12 protein-coding genes are annotated in these 19,938 nt (G+C 64.6%); 7 read left to right on the forward strand and 5 right to left on the reverse strand.

The window, feature by feature from the left end:
* Window positions 1-97 precede the first annotated feature (97 nt).
* Complete coding sequence (locus tag LGH83_RS17810; RefSeq protein ID WP_227399780.1) at window positions 98-3,379, reverse strand: DEAD/DEAH box helicase; 3,282 nt, start codon at window positions 3,377-3,379, stop codon at window positions 98-100.
* 292 nt (window positions 3,380-3,671) lie between these two features.
* Between LGH83_RS17810 and LGH83_RS17815 the strand changes: the two genes are divergently transcribed.
* From LGH83_RS17815 to LGH83_RS17825, 3 genes are all read left to right on the forward strand, one after another.
* Window positions 3,672-6,095, forward strand: coding sequence for a phosphoketolase (locus LGH83_RS17815; RefSeq protein WP_227399781.1), 2,424 nt, complete (start codon window positions 3,672-3,674; stop codon window positions 6,093-6,095).
* Between the two features lie 24 nt (window positions 6,096-6,119).
* Window positions 6,120-7,295 (forward strand): acetate/propionate family kinase, encoded by a 1,176-nt coding sequence (locus LGH83_RS17820; RefSeq protein WP_227399782.1) that lies wholly within the window; start codon window positions 6,120-6,122, stop codon window positions 7,293-7,295.
* 70 nt (window positions 7,296-7,365) lie between these two features.
* Entirely contained in the window at window positions 7,366-9,399 is a 2,034-nt protein-coding gene (locus LGH83_RS17825) for an FAD-dependent oxidoreductase (protein WP_227399783.1), read from the forward strand.
* A gap of 3 nt (window positions 9,400-9,402) precedes the next feature.
* Here the strand turns inward: LGH83_RS17825 and LGH83_RS17830 are convergent, their stop codons facing one another.
* Window positions 9,403-10,884, reverse strand: a complete 1,482-nt coding sequence (locus LGH83_RS17830) for a carnitine 3-dehydrogenase (protein WP_227399784.1) — start codon at window positions 10,882-10,884, stop codon at window positions 9,403-9,405.
* Between the two features lie 11 nt (window positions 10,885-10,895).
* Complete coding sequence (locus LGH83_RS17835) at window positions 10,896-11,786, reverse strand: 3-keto-5-aminohexanoate cleavage protein (protein WP_227399785.1); 891 nt, start codon at window positions 11,784-11,786, stop codon at window positions 10,896-10,898.
* Window positions 11,787-12,053: 267 nt separating this feature from the next.
* Here LGH83_RS17835 and LGH83_RS17840 point away from each other — a divergent pair, with 267 nt between their 5' ends.
* The 4 genes from LGH83_RS17840 to LGH83_RS17855 are packed head-to-tail and all read left to right on the forward strand — an operon-like array spanning window position 12,054 to window position 17,163.
* Window positions 12,054-13,625: an ABC transporter substrate-binding protein gene (locus tag LGH83_RS17840; protein WP_227399786.1), complete on the forward strand. Its 1,572-nt coding sequence runs from the start codon at window positions 12,054-12,056 to the stop codon at window positions 13,623-13,625.
* A 10-nt stretch (window positions 13,626-13,635) separates the two neighbouring features.
* Window positions 13,636-15,645 (forward strand): CocE/NonD family hydrolase, encoded by a 2,010-nt coding sequence (locus tag LGH83_RS17845; RefSeq protein ID WP_227399787.1) that lies wholly within the window; start codon window positions 13,636-13,638, stop codon window positions 15,643-15,645.
* Entirely contained in the window at window positions 15,642-16,655 is a 1,014-nt protein-coding gene (locus LGH83_RS17850; protein WP_227399788.1) for a GlxA family transcriptional regulator, read from the forward strand. The genes LGH83_RS17845 and LGH83_RS17850 overlap by 4 nt, the downstream gene beginning before the upstream one ends.
* A gap of 43 nt (window positions 16,656-16,698) precedes the next feature.
* The gene (locus LGH83_RS17855; RefSeq protein ID WP_227399789.1) at window positions 16,699-17,163 is read left to right on the forward strand and encodes a DUF1236 domain-containing protein; all 465 of its coding nucleotides are present in this window, start codon (window positions 16,699-16,701) and stop codon (window positions 17,161-17,163) included.
* Window positions 17,164-17,327: 164 nt separating this feature from the next.
* On the opposite strand, the gene LGH83_RS17860 is transcribed toward LGH83_RS17855, so the two are convergent.
* Window positions 17,328-17,684 carry an SWIB/MDM2 domain-containing protein gene (locus tag LGH83_RS17860; RefSeq protein WP_227399790.1) on the reverse strand — a complete coding sequence of 119 codons (357 nt, stop codon included), beginning with the start codon at window positions 17,682-17,684 and terminating at the stop codon, window positions 17,328-17,330.
* A gap of 291 nt (window positions 17,685-17,975) precedes the next feature.
* On the reverse strand, window positions 17,976-19,823 hold the full coding sequence (gene edd / locus LGH83_RS17865; RefSeq protein ID WP_227399791.1) for a phosphogluconate dehydratase: 1,848 nt from the start codon (window positions 19,821-19,823) through the stop codon (window positions 17,976-17,978).
* Window positions 19,824-19,938 lie beyond the last annotated feature (115 nt).

Consider the following 19,938-nt stretch of genomic DNA (forward strand, 5'->3'; position numbering starts at 1 on the left):
CGAGCGTGTTTAATAATTGTTGATGTGGTGGCGCTGTCTCACCGACAGCACCTTTTTTTGGACGCGGGACAAGCGACTCGACCGACCTTTTCGTCGGTCACGTCAAGCTTTTGTCGAACAACTCGAGACATGCGACCGCAAGGCTGAGCCTCTCGTCGGTAGCCGCTCTGGTGCAATCGAAAACCACCCGCCCGTTTCGAACTTCGAAGCCGGCGCGACCCTGCATCGGGATGTGAGCGAAGAGATCATCTGGTGCGCGGCCGAGACGCGGCGTGAAAGCGATCGCCTTTGGGCCGCCATCGACGCGGGCGATGCCCAGTTGGCGGCACAGTCCCTTGAGGCGCGCGAGCGTCAATAGCGCACCGACGGCCTCCGGAATCGGCCCAAATCGGTCTTGGATCTCATCGCCCAAGGCATCGACGTCGCTGGCCTCCATCGTCCGCGCGATGCGAGCGTAGAGATTGAGGCGGACCTCCGGCTCCGGAAGATAGTCCGGCGGCAGACGCCCCATCGTTTCGATGTGGATCTCGGGTGACCAATTCTCGGCGTCGTCGTCGCGGGCTGTGCGGATCGCGAGCTGCAGCAGATGCTGATAGAGCCCCAGCCCGACCACACGCAGACGCCCGGCCTGATCCTCGCCGAGCAGGTCTCCTGCGCCCCGTGAATCGAGATCGCGTGCGCTGATCGCCATGCCGCTTCCGAGGCGATCGAGGGTCGTCAAGGTTGCGAGCCGTTGCTCGGTGGCTGTCGGCAAGGGCTGGTCCGAGCGGGTCATTAGATAGCATGCTCCCTGCCGGCTGCCGCGCCCGACGCGCCCGCGCAATTGATGCAACTGTGCGAGCCCGAAGCGTTCAGCGCCGCAGACGATCATCGTATTGGCGCGCGGCACGTCGAGCCCGCTCTCGATGATGCTGGTGGCCAACAAGACGTCGGCCTTGCGATGCGCGAAGGCCATCATGGCAGCATCGACCTCATGGGCCTCCATCTGTCCGTGCCCCGTCAAAATGGTCAGTTCGGGGACAAGCGCCGCAAGGTCTGGAGCGAGATGGTTGAGATCCTCGATCCGCGGCACGACGACGAAACTTTGGCCGCCATTGGCCTTTTCGTGCATCAAGGCGATGCGGATCGTTGCCATATCGAACGGCGCCACCAAGGTGCGGATAGGGCGGCGTCGCGCCGGGGGCGTGGCGATGACGCTGAGGTCTTGCAAACCGACGAGCGCCGATTGCAGTGTTCTTGGGATCGGCGTCGCCGTCATGGTCAGGACGTGGATACCCGTCCCGAGTTCACGGATCCTCGCCTTGTCGGCTGTGCCGAACCGCTGTTCCTCGTCGACGATCAGCAGGCCGAGATCCTTGAACACGACGTCGTCGCGGGTCAGTGCATGGGTTCCGACCACCAGGCGCACCGACCCATCGGCGAGCCCTTGCTTGACCGCGAGCGCCTCCGCCGCGGAGACCATTCTGGAGAGATGCGCGACCGGGATGCCGAACGCAGCAAAGCGCTGCTCGACCGTGTGAAGATGCTGCCTGACCAACACGGTCGTCGGCGCGACGAGCGCCACCTGCCGCCCCGCGAAGACGGCCACGGCTGCTGCTCTCAGCGCCACTTCGGTCTTGCCGAAGCCGACATCCCCGACCACCAGCCTGTCCATCGGGCGGCCGGAGGCGAGATCACGCAGCACGTCGTCGATCGCGTGGATCTGGTCCGGCGTCGGCCCATAGGGAAAGCCAGCGACGAACCGCTCGTAGTCGCCGCGCGGCGGCATGAGTTTTGGCGCGGCGGTCTCGTCACGGCGACGGGCAAGGGCTACGAGACCGCGCGCGGTCTCGGTCACGTCGAGGCTGATTTTGGCGCGTCGTTTCTGCCACGCATCGGTGTCGAGCCTGTCGAGCGTGATGCCGTCTTGCTCGGCGCCATAGCGCCAGATCCGGTCCATTTCCTCCACCGGGGCGAGCAGGTCGGTGCCCTTGGCATAATCGAGTCGCACCGCGTCGTGTCCCGCAGCCGCGCCGGTTTCAATCGTTTCGAGGCCGCGCAAGATGCCGATCCCGTGGTCGGCGTGAATGACGAAGTCTCCGAAAGCAAATTCGCCGTCTCCCATATGCCAGGGGATCGGAACGGCGTGAAACGAGGAGGCCCGCGCCTGATGGCCCAGCAGGTCCGCGGCGGTCACCAAGGCCACTCCGCCGTCGCGATCCTCGAAGCCATGGTCTGCGGATAAGCGCATCAGCAGGATCGAATCCGCCTTCGCTTCCGCCCGCTCGGACCATGCGTCGAGCCGCACCGGCTTGTGGCCCGACGCGCGTTCCGCTTCCTTGGCCAGGGTGGCGAGATCGCGCTCGCGTGCCGCCCCGAGCACGATCCGCAAGCCGGCACGACGGGCGTCCTCGAGATAGGCCGCAAAAGCTTGCCCGGGCTTGTCGTCGAGGCAGAACCGCGCCATCACGGCCGTCGGTTGCCGCTCGGGGAACGCTGCGAGGCGCGGGACGACCCGCTCGCTCCATTCATCCGGCGTCAGAAAAAGGCGGTGGGGTGGGAGCGCCTTGTGGCTCAGGTTCGGCGTAGCCGCATCGGCCGCGACCCGGTCGCGATAGGCCTCGGCGATCTGCTCGAACAGGTGCTCGATCCGCCCATCGGCCTTCGGTTCGAGCATCAGGCTCGCGTCCGGCATCATATCGAGCAGCGTCGTGATCGTCGGATAAGCGAGCGGCAGCCAATGTTCGACGCCCGGAAAGCGTTCAACCTCGGTGCCATCCGGTGTTTGCACCAGTTCCGAAGCGGCACCGACCCTGATCTTGACCACGGCCCCGGTGCTTCGTTGAGACACCGGATCGTAACGATGGATGCTCGTGATCGCTCCATCGATCAGCGTGATGCGGAAGGGTTTCGACGCCGCGGTGAAGATGTCGATCACCTCGCCTCGGATCGCGACATGGCCGCTCGCGTCGACCCTGTCGGCATGGACGTAGCCGAGCCGACTGATATCGGCCGCGAAGGCCTCGACATCGAGGAGAGTGCCGGTGCGAAGCACGATCTGATGCGCGACGGCATCGCCGGGCGGAACGCGCTGGACCAGAGCGTCCGGTGTCGTCACCAGAATCGTGATGCCGAGATCCTGCGGGGACGCGCCGAGATCGTGCAGCACGCGCATGCGGCGGCCCATGTGATCGGGGGAGGGCGGTGCCCGGTCGTAGGGAAGGCAGTCCCACGCCGGAAAGCAATGACAGGTGAGATCAGGTGCCATCTGGCCAAGGATGCGAGCGAGCGCCTCGCCGCGGTGGTCGTCGTCGACCGCGACGATCAAACCTTTTGGCTTTTCGCGTGTCATAAAATCGAGAAGTTCGATGGCCAAAAACGCGACCGGACGGTTCGACATCATCATCCTATCAGCAAGCGCGCGGGTGGTTCGATGGAGGGCAGACGCCAACGTATTTGCTCGCAAATGGCTCCCGAGCGGAGGCGCAAGACGACGTCTTTGTGACCACATCAACCGGGCATCGAACGCCTCGCACAGGTGGGCCGATGAGACCCGATGGCCAGGACCGTGGCACCCTGTCACACAGCTGCAACACCAACCTGATCCCGTCCGAGAATGCGTCGAGCGTCCTTGGGACAGATAGCGGCACCCCTTCGGGAGTGCGCATTCAATCGAGCGTGAGGGTCAGATCATGGACAATGTTTCTCGGCTCGATCAGACGCCCGGGCTCCCGGGCCCGTTAAGCGCTCAAGACCTCAGCCTGATCCACCGCTATTGGCTCGCGTCCAACTATCTTTCGGTCGGGCAAATCTATCTGCTCGACAATCCGCTTCTTCGGGACCCACTGACGGCCGAGCACATCAAAGCGCGCCTGCTGGGCCATTGGGGTACGACACCCGGCCTCAACTTTATCTATGTGCATCTCAATCGGATGATCCGCGCGCGGGACCTCGACATCATCTACATCTGCGGGCCTGGGCATGGTGGCCCCGGCATGGTGGCCAATACCTATCTCGAAGGAACCTACAGCGAGATCTATCCCGCGATCACACAGGATGCGGACGGCCTGCAGAAGCTCTTCCGGCAATTTTCCTTCCCGGGCGGGATTCCGAGCCATGCCGCGCCGGAAACGCCGGGATCGATCCACGAAGGCGGCGAGCTTGGCTACGCTCTCGTGCACGCCTTCGGGGCGGCCTTCGATAATCCTGATCTGATCGTCGCCTGCGTGGTGGGCGATGGCGAAGCCGAAACCGGCCCGCTCGCAGCCTCGTGGCATTCCAACAAGTTCCTTAACCCGACGAGCGACGGCGCGGTGCTGCCGATCCTGCATCTCAACGGTTACAAGATCGCCAATCCGACCATTCTCGGCCGCATGAGCGACATCGAAGTGCGGGCGTTGTTTACCGGCTATGGTTACGAGCCGATCTTCGTCGAAGGCAGCGACCCCGCCGAGATGCATCAGCTGATGGCGGCCGCCATGGAGCGCGCGTTCAACGTCATTCAGGATATCCAGGCGCAGGCGCGGAGTGGCTTCGGCAGCACGCGGCCCGTCTGGCCCATGATCATCCTGCGGAGCCCGAAAGGTTGGACCGGCCCGAAAGTGGTCGACGGCAAGAAGGTCGAAGGCTTCTGGCGCGCCCATCAGGTACCGGTCGACAATGCGCGCGGCAACGAGGGGCATCGCAAGATCCTCGAAGATTGGATGCGGAGCTATGATCCGGACGACCTGTTCGACGCGTCCGGGCGGTTCAAGCCGGAACTCGCCGCGTTGGCGCCGACCGGCACGCGCCGCATGGGTGCCAACCCGCATGCCAATGGCGGCTTGCTCAAGCGTGATCTGAGACTGCCTGATTGGCGCAGCGTCGCCGTGGACGTGCCGCATCCGGGTGGCACCATCGGCGAGGCGACGCGAGCGCTCGGGGTCTACTTTCGCCATGTCTTCGAGCTCAACGCCGAGGCTCGGAATTTCCGCATCGTCGGTCCCGATGAGACCGCCTCGAACCGGCTCGATGCCGTCTTCGAGGTGACCGACCGCGTGTGGATGGAGAACATCCAGCCCGACGACGTGTCGCTTGCCCACGAGGGGCGCGTCCTCGAAGTCTTGAGCGAACATCTTTGTCAGGGTTGGCTCGAAGGCTACTTGCTGACGGGACGACACGGTTTCTTCTCGTGCTACGAAGCCTTCATTCACATCATCGACTCGATGTTCAACCAGCATGCCAAATGGCTGAAGGTTTCGCGCGAACTCGGCTGGCGTCGGCCGATCGCCTCGCTCAACTATTTGCTGACGTCGCATGTCTGGCGGCAAGACCATAACGGGTTCAGCCACCAGGACCCCGGCTTCGTGGATCTCGTGGCCAACAAGCGGGCCGATACGGTGCGGATCTATTTCCCGCCGGACGCCAATACGCTGCTCTGGGTCGCCGACCATTGCTTGAAGACCTACGACCGCGTGAACGTCATCGTGGCCGGCAAGCAACCCTCGCCGCAATGGCTCGATGCCGATGCGGCAGCGATCCACTGCGAGGCTGGGATCGGCATCTGGCGCTGGGCCAGCAACGATGACGATGGTGCGGAGCCGGATGTCGTCATGGCCTGCGCCGGCGACGTGCCGACGCTTGAGACACTCGCGGCAGTCGATCTGCTGCGGACGGCCTTGCCCGATCTCAAGATCCGCGTCGTCAACGTGGTCGATTTGATGACCCTGCAGTCGCAGAGCGACCATCCGCATGGCATGCCGGATCGCGATTTCGATGGGCTGTTCACCTGCGACAAGCCGGTGATCTTCGCCTACCATGGCTATCCGGCGCTCATTCATCGCCTGACCTACAGCCGCGCCAACCATGCCAATATTCATGTGCGCGGCTTCATCGAGGAGGGCACGACGACGACCCCCTTCGACATGGTGGTGTTGAACGAACTCGACCGCTTTCATCTCGCGATCGAGGTCATCGAGCGGGTTCCGGGGCTGGCCGGAAAAGCCGCCTATGCGAAGCAGCGGTTTCGCGACACGCTGATCGAGCATCGGGCTTATGTGTGCCAGCATGGCGAGGATATGCCGGAGATCTCCGGCTGGGCTTGGCCTCACGACACGGCAGCGCGCGCTGATGGCTGAGGCCGTCGGTACGGTGGAGCGATCATGACCGACGCGGTTCTGGCCCTGAATGCCGGCTCCTCCAGCATCAAGTTCGGGCTTTTCGGAGCCCGCGCCGCTGACGGTCCGGTGCTGATCGCCAAGGGTCTTCTCGAGGATCAAGGGTCCGAGCCGCATTTCACGGTTCGCGATCCGGCGGGGGCGACGCTCGTCGATCGGCAGTGGTCGGGCGCAACCGCGCATGAAGACCTGCTCGGCGCCTTGCTGGAGTGGGTCGAGACCCACCTCGACGGCAAAAAGCTCGCGGCGGTCGGCCATCGCATCGTCCATGGCGGGCTGCGGTTCGTCGAACCGGTGCGGCTGACCGATGAGACGATCGCCGCGATCGATGACCTGACGCCGCTGGCGCCCCTGCATCAGCCGCGCAGCCTCGAGCCGATCCGAGCGCTGCGGACGCTCCGGCCCGATCTGCCGCAGGTCGGCTGTTTCGATACTGCCTTCCACCACAATCTCGCGCCGCCGGTCAGCCGCTACGCCGTCCCGCGCCGGTTCGAGGAGGCGGGTGTTCGCAAATACGGGTTTCACGGGCTCTCGTATCATTTCATCGCGGGTCGGCTGGCCGAGGTCGCACCGGAGCTGGTCGCCCGGCGCACGGTCGTGGCCCATCTCGGCAATGGCGCGAGCCTCTGCGCCATGCGGGACGGGCGCAGCCGTGACACCACGATGGGCTTCACGGCGCTCGACGGTCTGGTAATGGGCACCCGTTGCGGCGCAATCGACCCCGGCGTCGTGCTGCATCTGCAGAAACAGCATGGGATGAGCGCCGATGCGGTCGAGCACATGCTTTATCACGAGGCGGGGCTGCTCGGGGTCTCGGGCCTCTCGAGCGATATGCGGACACTGGCCGAGAGCGACGATCCGCGCGCCCATGAGGCGATCGATCTCTTCGGCTTCCACGTCGCACGCGAGACGGCCGCGATGGCAAACACACTCGGCGGCCTCGATGCCTTGGTGTTCACCGGCGGCATCGGTGAACATTCCGCCGCCGTCCGGGCCGATGTTTGCGCGCGGCTGGTCTGGCTCGGCGTCGAGATCGACACCGCCGCCAACGATCAGCATAGCGAGCGCCTCGCGACCCCAACCAGCCGCGTCGAGGTGCTCTGTCTTGCGACCGATGAGGAGATCGTGATCGCGCGCGCCGCCCTGCACCCCATGGGCTAGTGGCTCACGCTTGCGCGTCGCGGGGCTCGTGTTAAGCCGGATCACCCGCAGCCCGTGACCCGGCGCCTCCATGAACGATCCGCTTCTTCAGCCTTTCAGCCTCAAGCACCTGACGTTTCGCAATCGGCTGATGTCGACCGCGCATGAGCCCGCCTATACCGAGGATGGCCTGCCGAAAGATCGCTATCGCCTCTACCATGCCGAAAAGGCCAAGGGCGGCATCGGCCTCACCATGATCGGCGGCTCGTCGGTCGTGGCGCCCGACAGCCCGCAGGCTTTCGGCAACATCCTGCTCTACAAGGAAGAAGTGGTCGGCTGGCTGCGCGAGCTTGCCGACGACGTGCACGAGCATGGCGCGGCCGTGATGATCCAGATCACCCATCTCGGGCGGCGCACCTCCTGGTCGAAAGCCGATTGGCTGCCGGTGCTGGCGCCGTCGGGTGTGCGCGAGCAGGCGCATCGCGCCTTTCCCAAAGCCATGGAGGATTGGGATATTCGGCGCGTCGTCGCGGCCTATGCGGATGCGGCCGAGCGTGTGAAGGCCGGCGGCCTCGATGGCATCGAGATCGAATGTTACGGCCATCTGATCGACCAGTTCTGGTCGCCGGCCACCAACCTGCGCGATGATGATTATGGCGGCGTGCTCGACAACCGCATGCGGTTCGGCTTCGAGGTGCTGCGGGCGATCCGTGACCGCGTCGGCTCCGATTTCGTGGTTGGGGCGCGGCTCGTTTGCGACGAGGACTGGGACAAGGGTCTGTCGCGCGACGCCGGAACCCTGATCGCGCAGCGGCTCGCATCCTCCGGATTGATCGATTTCGTCAACGTGATCCGCGGCCACATCGACACGGATGCGGCCTTGTCGGAGGTGATCCCGGCGATGGGATCGCGCTCGGCGCCGCACCTCGATTTTGCCGGCGACATCCGCACCGCGACGCGGCTGCCAACCTTTCACGCGGCCCGCATTCAGGATGTGGCGACGGCGCGGCATGCGATCGAAAGCGGCAAGCTCGACATGGTCGGCATGACGCGCGCCCATATGGCGGACCCGCATATCGCCCGCAAGATCATCGAGGGGCGAGAGGCCGAGATCCGGCCTTGCGTCGGCATGGCCTATTGCATCGACTCGATCTACGGCGGCCAGGCGCTCTGCATCCACAATGCGGCGACAGGGCGTGAAGCCACCATGCCGCACATCGTGACGCCGTCGACTGGTCCGCGCCGTAAGGTCGTGGTGATTGGCGCAGGGCCGGGCGGTCTCGAAGCGGCGCGGGTCGCAAGCGCGCGCGGTCATGAGGTCGTGCTGTTCGAGGCCGCCGACAAAGCGGGCGGTCAGGTTCTGGTGACGGCGGGCCTGAAGCGACGCCGCGAGATCCTCGGCATCGTCGATTGGCGGCTCGCGCAATGCGAGCGGCATGGGGTCGAGCTTCGCTTCAACACCTACGCGGAGGCGGCGGACGTGCTGGCCGAGACCCCGGATGTCGTCGTTGTGGCGACGGGAGGCATCCCCAACACGGGATTTCTGTCGGCTGGCGAAGACCTCGTGACCACGAGTTGGGATATCCTGACCGGCTCGGCGCGGCTCGGCAGCCAGATCTTGCTTTATGACGACAATGGCGCGCATCCGGGCATGACGGCGGGCGAGTTCATGGCGCGCGCCGGTGCGAGCCTCGAGATCGTCACGCCGGAGCGGATCGTAGCGCCCGACGTCGGCGGCACCAGCTATCCGGCTTATTTCCGAGCCTTCGCCGACCACGACGTGACGCTGACGCTGAACCTGCGGCTCGACAGTGTCCGCCGCGACGGCAACCGCCTCGTCGCCACCTTCATCGACGACTACGGTCGGCGTACGGTCGAGAAGAGCGCCGACCAGATTGTCGTCGAGCATGGCACCGTGCCGCTCGACGAGCTTTATTTTGCGCTGAAGCCGCTCTCCCGCAATTTGGGCGAGGTGGATCACACGGCCTTGTTGTCCGATCGCCCGCAAGATGTGGCGACCAATCCAGAAGGGGCGTTCAAGCTGTGGCGCATCGGCGACGCCGTCGCCTCACGCAACATCCATGCGGCGGTCTATGACGCGCTGCGGCTCGTCAAGGACATCTGAGCCTCAGCGCTTCGCTCCAACGGCGCGTCCCGCGCTTTCGGGACGGGGCAGGGCGGCATGCGCGCGGATCAGATGGTCCACGGCCGCCAGAACAGCGCCGTCGGCCGCGATGGCTCGTTCGGCGTCTGTATCGACATGCAGCAGCATCTGTTCGGCGGTCGCGATCACGGTGCCGTCGCGGTCGAGACTCAGACGATGAAACACATGCAACCGCTTCGCATCGCCGCCGAGAACCTGGGTGTCGACCCGCAACGCCTCGTCGAGTTTGGCTTGGCCGAGATGCATCAGGTGTGTTTCGACCGTGAAGAACGAGCGGCCCGACGCCAGATAGGCCGCATCGACGCCGATGCGCCGCAACAGCGCGTCGCTAGCTTCGGCGCAGCATTGAAGATAGCGGCTCTCCGTCATGTGACCGTTATAGTCGATCCATTCGGACAGCACGCGGCCGCGCCAGAGGCACAGGGGCGCGCTGTCGTCGGTTTCGGGTTCGGATGCGGCTGGGCCAAGCAGGCTCATGATCCGCGCTTCATGCGCCTTGACGACCGCACCGGCGGCGAAATCCTGCGCCCGCAGAGCGCCCAGCACCGAGACGAGGCAATCGTCGCGCTTGCGTTCGAGGTCGCGGATCGACACGCCGCCGGCTTGTTGGTCCGATTGGTTCGAGACCGTGTCGATCAGCTTTTGGGTCAGTTCCGGCGCTTCGAGCTTGGTCCAGGGCAGTTTCAGCGCTGGGCCGAATTGTGCCAGGAAGTGGCGCATGCCCGCCTCGCCACCGGCCAGCCGATAGATCAGGAACGTGCCCATGAACGACCAGCGAAGGCCGGCGCCATAACGCACGGCGTCGTCGATTTCCTCGGTCGTGGCGATGCCGTCGTTGACGAGCCACAAGGCCTCGCGCCACAGCGCCTCGAGCAGACGGTCGGCGATGAAGCCGTCGATCTCTTTGCGGACATGCAGCGGCCGCATCCCGATCCGCTCGTAAAGCGCTGCGGCGACATCCTTGGTGGCCTGCGTGGTCTTCTCGCCACCGCAGATTTCGACCAATGGCAGCAAATAGACGGGGTTGAACGGGTGGCCGACGACCAGCCGCTCGGGATGCGCCATGCCGCTTTGCAGCCGCGTCGGCAGCAGGCCCGAGGTCGAGGATGCGATCACGGCGCTTGGACGAGCTGCCGCGTCGATCTCGGCCAGGACCTTGATCTTCAAGGCCTCGATCTCCGGCAGGCTCTCGACGACGAAATCGGCGTCCCGCACTGCGGCGTCGATGGAGGCTGCGACCCGCAGGGTTCCCTCGGGGAGCGCCAGCCCCGACATCAGCTTGGCCTGCGCGCGGCGAGCGTTGGCCGTCACCTCGTTCAGCTTGCGGGCGATGTCCGGGTCTGGATCGAACACGGTTACGTCGAAGCCGTTGAGGAGGAAACGCGCGGCCCAACCGGCGCCGATAACGCCGCCGCCCACGAGCCCGATGGTCTTGATACCGGTCATGTCATGCTCCATCAGGTCGGCTGCCGCAGGTTCAATTTGGCCCGTACCTCGGCCGGGCCGAGAACCCGCGCGCCCATGGCGGTCAGGATCGTTCCGGCGCGTTCGACGAGCGCCCCATTGGTGGCCAGCATTCCCTTGCCGAGGAACAGGTTGTCTTCGAGCCCGACCCGGACGTTGCCGCCGGCCAGCGCCGCCATCGCAACGTAAGGCAATTGGTTGCGGCCGATCGAAAAGGCCGAGAAGACGGCCTCCTTCGGCAGTCGGTGCGCCATGGCCATCAGGGTCAATGGATCGTCGGGCGCCCCGTAGGGGATGCCCATGCAGAGCTGGATCAGCGGCGTTCCGTCGAGCAGCCCCTCCTTGATGAGGTCATGCACGAAGACAAGATGGCCAAAATCAAACACCTCGAGTTCGGGCTTGACGCCGAGCGCCTTCACCTGCGCCGCCATAGCGCGCAGCGTGGATGGCGTATTGGTCATGACGTAGTCGCCGAGCGAGAAGTTCATGGTGCCACAATCGAGCGTGCAGATTTCCGGCAGCAATTCGGCAACGTGGGCGAGGCGCTCGGTTGGCCCGACCATGTCGGTGCCGGCGGCAAGCGGCAGCGGGGTCTCGCCTGCGCCGAACACGACGTCGCCGCCCATGCCGGCCGTGAGATTCAAGATGACGTCGACACCGGATGCGCGGATGCGCTCGACCACCTCGCGATAGAGATGGACGTCGCGCGCCGCTCTGCCGGTCGCGGGGTCACGAACATGGATATGCGCGATAGCGGCTCCCGCGCGCGCGGCCTCGACGCACGCCTCTGCGATCGCGGCCGGCGTGACCGGAACGTGCGGTGAGCGGCCCGTGGTATCGCCCGCGCCCGTAACCGCGCAGGTGATGAAGACATCGTGGTTCATGGCGTTCTCTCTTGGTCGTATTCGTCGGTCACCATGGCGCGGGACCGCTCTCCAGCCGTGACACATCACGACACAGACACGACGAAATGCGACACTCCGGCATTGGGGCCGGGGTGAAAAATCAGCCACATGGCCCATAGCGTGAGCATGTCGCGAAATGTCTCGAACATGTCGCTTTCGGCTTTATGGTTGCCGCACTCACGCCCTAGCATCGCGTGAGAAAAAGGCGGGCCGCATGGGCCAAGTCCTCGCCCGGGAGCAAGCACGATGTCGCGCAGCAGCGGATGGTTAGGCGGTCTCGATCGTCGCGAGTTTCTGACCGGGGCCGCTCTTCTGGGTGGTGTGGCGGCACTGGGGTCGCTCTTCCCGATCAGCGCATTTGCGGCGGATGCGACGCCGGTCACGGGCGGAGCGCTGAAAATCGGCATGTCGGGCGGCGCAACCTCAGACAGTCTCGATCCGCGCTTCATGACCGATTGGGTGCCGGTCAACCTCGGCTACCAGATTATGAATGGACTGGTCGAGATCGACGAACACAACAAGGCCATTCCCGAATTATTCGAAAGTTGGGAGGCCAAACCCGGCGCCACCGAGTGGATTTTCAACATTCGCAAGGGCGTGACCTTCTCCAATGGCAAGACGCTCGATGCCGACGACATCATCTATTCGCTGAACCTGCATCGCGGTGATACGAAATCGGCCGCCAAGGCGGTCATCGCCGATGTGACCGACATCAAGAAACTCAGCCCGAACCAGGTTCAGATTTCGCTCAGCAGCGGCAACGTCGATCTCCCCTTCATCCTGTCCGATTACCATCTGATGGTGGTGCCGAACGGGTGGACCGATTGGATGAAGCCGGTCGGCACAGCCGGTTATACGCTCGAGACCTTCGAGCCCGGCGTCCGCTCCGTCACGAAGCGCCGCGAGGGCTACTGGAAAGCGGGGCGTGGCCACGTCGATTCGATCGAGATCATCGACATCAACGATACCAGCGCCCGCACGACGGCGTTGATCACGGGGCAGGTCGACGTCATCAGCCGCCTCAACCCACGGACCGTTGACCTTCTGAAGAAGAAGGCGGGTCTGCAGGTGATCCGCAATCCGGCCGGACAGCACGCCACCTTTCTGATGAACACCGAAGTGAAGCCGTTCGACGACAATAACGTGCGGCTCGCGATGAAATACGGGGTCGACCGGAAGCGCATGATCGACACCGTGCTGAACGGTTACGGCGTCATCGGCAATGACCAACCGATCCCGAAGACGGATCGGTTCTACAATGCTGACTTGCCGCAGCATTCCTACGATCCCGACAAGTCGAAGTTCTACCTGAAGCAAGCCGGCCTGACCGATCTGCCCGTCACGCTGCAGGTATCGGAGGCGGCCTTTACGGGCGCGATCGATGCGGCGAGCCTGTATCAGGCCGCGTGCGGCAAGGCTGGTATCGACATGACGGTCAAGCGCGAGCCAGCCGATGGCTACTGGGACAATGTTTGGCTGAAAGCGCCGTTCTGCGTCTCCTATTGGGGAGGTCGGCCGACCGCCGACCAGATGTTGACCATCGCGTATAAATCCGACGCGAAATGGAACGAGACGCATTGGAAGAACCCGCAATTCGACCAGTTGCTCGTCGCGGCCCGGACGGAATTCGACGAGGCCAAGCGCAAGCAGATGTATGGCGACTTGCAGAAGATGATCTCCGACGATTGCGGCGTCGTGATCCCGATGTTCATGGATTACCTCGAAGCCGGGGCCGCCAAGGTCAAGGGTATGGGGCCGCATCCGATGTTCGACCTGATGGGGCAGCGGCTCGGCGAAAAGGTCTGGATCGAGGCGTGAGCCGGCATTCATGACGAGCGACGTCGACGTCACCGAGAACCTGTGGATCCCGCTGCGGGACGGCACCCGGCTCGCAGCACGCCTGTGGTTGCCGGCGACGGCCGGGGCATACCCTGTTCCAGCCATCCTCGAATACATCCCCTATCGCAAGCGGGATGGGACCCGCGGACGGGACGAGCCGATGCACGGCTTCTTTGCGGCGCACGGCTATGCGGCGATCCGCGTGGACATGCGCGGCTCGGGCGAGTCGGATGGTCTGTTGCACGATGAATATGCGGCGCAGGAGCAGGACGACGCCCTTGAGGTGATCGCCTGGATCGCGGCGCAGCCGTGGTGCGAGGGCGGCGTTGGGCTGATGGGCAAGTCCTGGGGCGGCTTCAACGCGCTGCAGATCGCGGCGCGGCGGCCGCCAGCCCTCAAGGCGATCATCACGGTCTATTCCACAGACGACCGCTATGCCGACGATATCCACTATATGGGCGGCTGCCTGCTCAACGACAATCTATGGTGGGGCACCATCATGATGGCGTTTCAGGCGCGGCCACCGGACCCGGCAATTGTCGGGGCCGGGTGGCGGGACGCTTGGTTGGACCGGCTCGTCTCCATGCCGTTCTGGCCGGCGCTCTGGATGGCCCACCCGACGCGCGACGCCTACTGGCGTCATGGCTCGATCTGCGAGGATTTCTCGGCCATCACGGTGCCGGTGCTGGCGATCGGCGGCTGGGCCGACAGCTACACCAATGCGGTGCCACGTCTGCTCGAAGGCTTGAGCGTCCCGCGTCTCGGCCTGATCGGCCCCTGGGCGCATATCTATCCGCATGATGGAGTGCCGACCCCGGCGTTCGATTTCCTCGGCGAGGCCACCCGATGGTGGGATCATTGGCTGAAGGGGCGCGACACCGGCTTGATGCACGAGCCGATGCTGCGGGCCTATATCGAGGAGCATCAGCAGCCCGCGACGAGCCGCCCCACGTCGCCGGGCCGTTTCGTCGGCGAGACCGTCTGGCCAAGCCCTGCCATCGAGACGCGGCGCTTTCACCTCGGACCCGGGACGCTCGGCGCGGCGACGCATCAGGCAGATGCGTCACTGTCGATCCGCTCGCCGCTTTGGACCGGGACTACCTGCGGCGAATGGATGGGTACCGGCGTGCCGGGCGAAATGGCCGCTGATCAGCGGCCGGACGACGGCTTGTCCATGGTGTTCGACACGGAACCGTTGGTCGGGTCGCTCGAGGTCCTCGGCAATCCGGATCTCGAGCTCGATCTGTCGTCGGACCTGCCGCATGCCCAGATCGCGGTGCGGCTCTGCGACGTCGCGCCGGACGGGTCATCGCTGCGGGTCAGCTATGCCGTGCTGAACTTGGCGCATCGGGACGGCTCGGCCGAGCCGCGCCCCCTGGTGCCGGGGCAGGCGACCCGCCTTCGGGTTCGGCTGAAGATGTGCGGCCATCGCTTTGCGCCGGGACACCGCATTCGCATCGCGGTCTCGACCGCCTATTGGCCGCTGGTCTGGCCCTCGCGGGACGCCGCCACCCTGACGATCGCGACGGGGGCGAGCGCGTTGCTGCTGCCCGTGCGGACGCTGGCTCCCGACGAGAGGCTTCTTTTGCCGCCGCCCGTAGCGACGCCACAGACGCCGCACACCAAATTGAGTGACGGCGCTCTGGCCCGGACCGTCACGCTCGACCGGATGAACAATGTCGCGACCTACGAGACGATCGGGCAGGGGGGGCTTTTCGGTGAAGGCGTGGTGCGCTGGGACGAGATCGGCACGTCGCTATCGCATGACCTCAAGCGTCGTCTGACGATCGCGGCCGACGACCCGACGTCAGCGACCGCGACGCTCGACCAGTCCTATGTGATGGATCTCGACGGCATGTCGATCGCGATCGAGACGGTCACGTCGCTACGGGCCGGTCACGATGCCTTCGTCCTGACCGGCAGCATGACGGTGCGGCAGGACGGCGACGTGGTCCGCACGCGCGACTGGGAGCAGTGCTTTTCCCGCGACACGTTGTGACGGGGGAGCCAGAGCAGATCGCCTTTCTGCTGGTGCCCCAATTTTCAATGCTGGCCTTTTTGTCGGCCGTCGAACCGCTCCGGGTCGCCAATCGCTTGTCGGACCGTGATCTCTTCGCGTGGCGCGCCTATTCGGCGGATGGTGGTCCTGTCGAAGCGTCAAATGGCATGCGGATCATGGTGGAGGCGCCGCTCAGCGCCCTGGCGTCCTGCTCGATCCTGATCGTCTGCGCCGGTTTCGAGCCCGAGCGCCATGCAGGCCGGGACGTGATCCGCCTGTTGCAGAAGGCGGCGCGTGCCGGCTCCACCATGGGAGCGCTGGATACCGGCGCCTTTCTGCTGGCACGGGCGCGCTTGCTCGACGATGTCGCCGTGACGATGCATTGGGAGGCGGTGCCGGCGTTTCGCGAGTCATTTCCGCATATAAGGGTCAAGGACGCGCTTTATGTCAGCGAACGTGGCCGAACCACCTGCGCCGGTGGGTCCGCCGCGATTGATCTGATGCTCGACCGGATCGCCGCGACCCATGGCGAGCCTCTCGCGATCGCGATCCAGCAGCAATTCATCCATGAGCGGATCAGGGGCCGGGAGGACCATCAGCGCCTCGCCCCCATCGTGGAGGATGGCGCGAACCGGGTCGGGCGGGCAGTCGCGGCGATGGAGCGGCATCTCGACGAGCCGATCGACAAACAACGTCTCGCGCGAGCCTGCGGGGTGTCGACGCGTCAATTCGAGCGGCTGTTCGCCCGCCAGACCGGGACGTCCCCGGCGCGCCATTATCTCGGCCTCCGGTTGCTGCGCGCCCGTCATCTGTTACGCCAGACCGATTTGAGCGTGATCCAGATTGCGGCCGCCACCGGTTTCGGATCTGCATCGTCCTTGTCCCGAGCTTATCGATCCCGCTTTGCCGTTGCGCCGCGCGAGGACCGGATCGAGCCGTCGCGATGGAGCGTTCCCCTCGCGATCACGCCGGGACAGCCAGGCATCCCAACGAAGAACGGAACCCTTTGACGTCGCCGCACATTTCCCCTCGGGCAAACCAAAGGGGAATTGAATGCGTAGATTAATTTTGAGCACCGCTCTTGTGGCCATGACGGTGTCGCTTCCGCTCGTCGCGCAGGCGCAAGTCGTTCAGGGCACCGTGAACGGTGCACAGAATGGCGCCGATCAGGGGAATGCGGCGGCTGGCCCGCTCGGTGGGATCGTCGGCGGAGCCATCGGCGCCGGTGTCGGCGCAGCGACCGGCGCGGTCGGTACGGCTGGCAACATCGTCGGAGCCGTCCTCGGAGCCGACGATCGGCCGCGTTTTCACGACTATACCGCCCGTCAGCATCGCCGCTCCTATGACTGGCGAGATGGCGATGTCCAGATCGGCGCTATCCTGCCGCCGCGCGGTGTCGTTCTCTATCCGGTCCCGGGTGAATTCCGTGTCGACCATCGCTACCGCTACGCGGTCGTGAACGATCGGACCGTCATCGTCGACCCGCGCAGCCGCCGAATTGTCGACATTATCGATTGATCGAACCCGCTAGGCTCGGATGATATCCTGGCCCGACGGATCAAAACGAAAGGGCTGACCGGTATCAAGCCGGTCAGCCCTTTTTTTGATCTCGCCACACCCTCGCGCCTGGTGCCCAGTGGGCAGCACGACTGTGAGGATTGTCGAGCCAGCCTCAGGTTGGCTTAAGACTTGAGATGGGGTGAGAGAAGCTTGTTCATTTCGAACATCGTCGCGCTATCCTTGCCGAAAATGACCTTCAGCTTGTCGTCGGCTAGAATTTCGCGCTTGTTCTCCGGGTTCTGCAAATTGTGCTTGCGAATGTGATCCCAGATCTTGCTGATCACTTCGGTCCGCGGCATCGGCTCGTGACCCACGATGGCGCCAAGCTCCTTCGACGGCTGAACGGGCTTCATCAAGCCGGCGGCCGGCTTTTTGGCAGCGGGAGCCGCCGCCTTCGCCTTGGTGGCCTTCGTCTCTTTGGCCGGGGCTGCCGCAGCGGCCTTCTCGGCCGGAGCCTTGGTCTTGGGTGTGGTGGGCATGATCACCTTTCCTATATGTCCGGCTGACGGGAACCGCCGCCATTCTCTGTAACAAAGAAGACGCGAAATAAACGCAACTGTCGATGGCAAATTCAGATTGCACGAACCATCACGGACTTCCACATCGGCATTCGATCGCCACGCGCACCGAACACCGACCAGAGAGAGACGCGACGAGGGCACGTTGCCCCCTCTGGATCTGCCGGGACGTTATCGGGCGCCTAAAAGCCCGTCAACGCAACCGACGGGCTTCATTGCGTAAAATCCAGTATGTTTGGGCTCTTCTTTCGCTCAAAGCGCCGCAAAGATGCTGGCGCCCCCATCGGCAGGCCCGACCGCGGCTCGAAACGGAGCGAATAACTCTCGCCCGGTGCCGAAGTGAGAAGGCGTGAGATCGGCTGTCGCAAGCGGGCGGGCGGCCCATTCGGCGGCATCGACCAGCACATCGAGCCGGCCACTCACGGCATCGACCCGCAGCATGTCGCCGTCGCGCAACTTGGCGATATCGCCGCCTTCGGCCGCTTCCGGCGTCACGTGGATCGCAGCCGGAACCTTTCCGGAGGCGCCGGAGAGCCGTCCGTCGGTGACGAGGGCGACCTTGAGGCCCCGGTCCTGCAACACGCCAAGCGGCGGCATCAGCTTATGCAACTCCGGCATCCCGTTCGCTTTGGGGCCTTGGAAGCGCACGACCGCGATCATGTCGCTCGTCAATTCACCAGCCCGGAAGGCGCTCTGCAGCTCCTCCTGCGTGTGGAAGATGCGAACCGGTGCTTCGATCGCATGGCGTTCGGCCTTGATGGCCGACGTCTTGATGATGGCGCGTCCGATGTTGCCGGCCAGCATCTTCAACCCGCCGGTTGGGGCGAAGGGGTCTGCCGCGCCGCGCAGCACGGTCTCGTCCGCGCTTGTGCCTGCTCCGTCGCGCCAGGTCAGGTGACCATCATGACCGAGCACCGGCTCGCGCGTGTAGGAGTCGAGCCCCTCGCCATTGACGGTGGCGACATCGGGGTGCAGCAGGCCGGCATCGAGCAATTCGCCGATCACGACAGCCATGCCGCCTGCCGCATGGAAGTGGTTCACGTCGGCCTTCCCGTTCGGATAGACGCGGGTCAACAGCGGCACCACCTCGGCGAGATCGGAGAAGTCGTCCCAGGTCAGTTTAATGCCGGCCGCTGCCGCCATGGCGACGAGATGCAGCGTGTGATTGGTGGATCCGCCTGTCGCATGCAGGCCGATGATGCTGTTGACGAAGGCTTTTTCGTCGAGCATGCGGCCGAGCGGCGTATAGGCGTTGCCCAGCGCGGTGATTTCCATGGCGCGCTTGGCGGCGGCGGTGGTCAAGGCGTCGCGTAAGGGCGTGTTCGGATTGACGAAGGAGGCGCCGGGCAGGTGGAGACCCATGATCTCCATCATCATCTGATTGGTATTGGCGGTTCCATAGAACGTGCACGTGCCGGGGCCGTGATAGGCGGCGGCTTCCGACTCGAGCAGCGCGTCGCGATTGACCTTACCCTCCGCGAATAACTGCCGGATTTTCGACTTTTCGTCGTTCGGCAGCCCCGATGTCATCGGTCCCGCCGGAATGAACACCGCCGGCAGATGGCCGAATGCCAGCGCGCCGATCACGAGCCCTGGCACGATCTTGTCGCAGATCCCGAGATAGACGGACGAATCGAAGGTTTGATGCGAGAGCGCGACAGCCGTCGACAGCGCGATCACCTCGCGCGAAAACAGCGACAATTCCATGCCGTCCTCGCCTTGTGTGACGCCGTCGCACATGGCCGGAACGCCCCCTGCGACCTGGGCGACGCCGCCCGCCTCGCGCGCCGCCGCGCGGATCATCTCGGGGTAGGTTTCATAAGGCTGGTGGGCCGACAGCATGTCGTTATAGGCAGTGACGATCGCCAGATTGGCACCGTGGCCACTGCGGAGCATGGCCTTATCGGCCGGCCCGCAGGCCGCGAAGCCATGCGCCTGATTGGCACAACCGAGACCCTGTCGTTTCGGTCCTGCTGCCGCGGCCGCATCGATCCGGTCGAGATAGCGCGCACGCGGACCGCGGCTCCGCTCCATGATGCGCTGCGTTACCTCGCCGACGCGGGCCTGCAGCGGGGATCGTGGTCTTGGCATCTGGGTCATAACGGTCCTCTCGGATGCGACTGTCGGGCCGAAGCCGGGTGGGTTGCCGGCAAAACGTTTTATTCCGGTACTCCACGCGTGCCATATCGCTTTGGCTAAACCATGTCAGCCTCGG

The sequence above is a fragment of the Lichenihabitans sp. PAMC28606 genome (genome assembly GCF_020616535.1).
Taxonomy (GTDB): Bacteria; Pseudomonadota; Alphaproteobacteria; order Rhizobiales; family Beijerinckiaceae; genus Lichenihabitans; species Lichenihabitans psoromatis.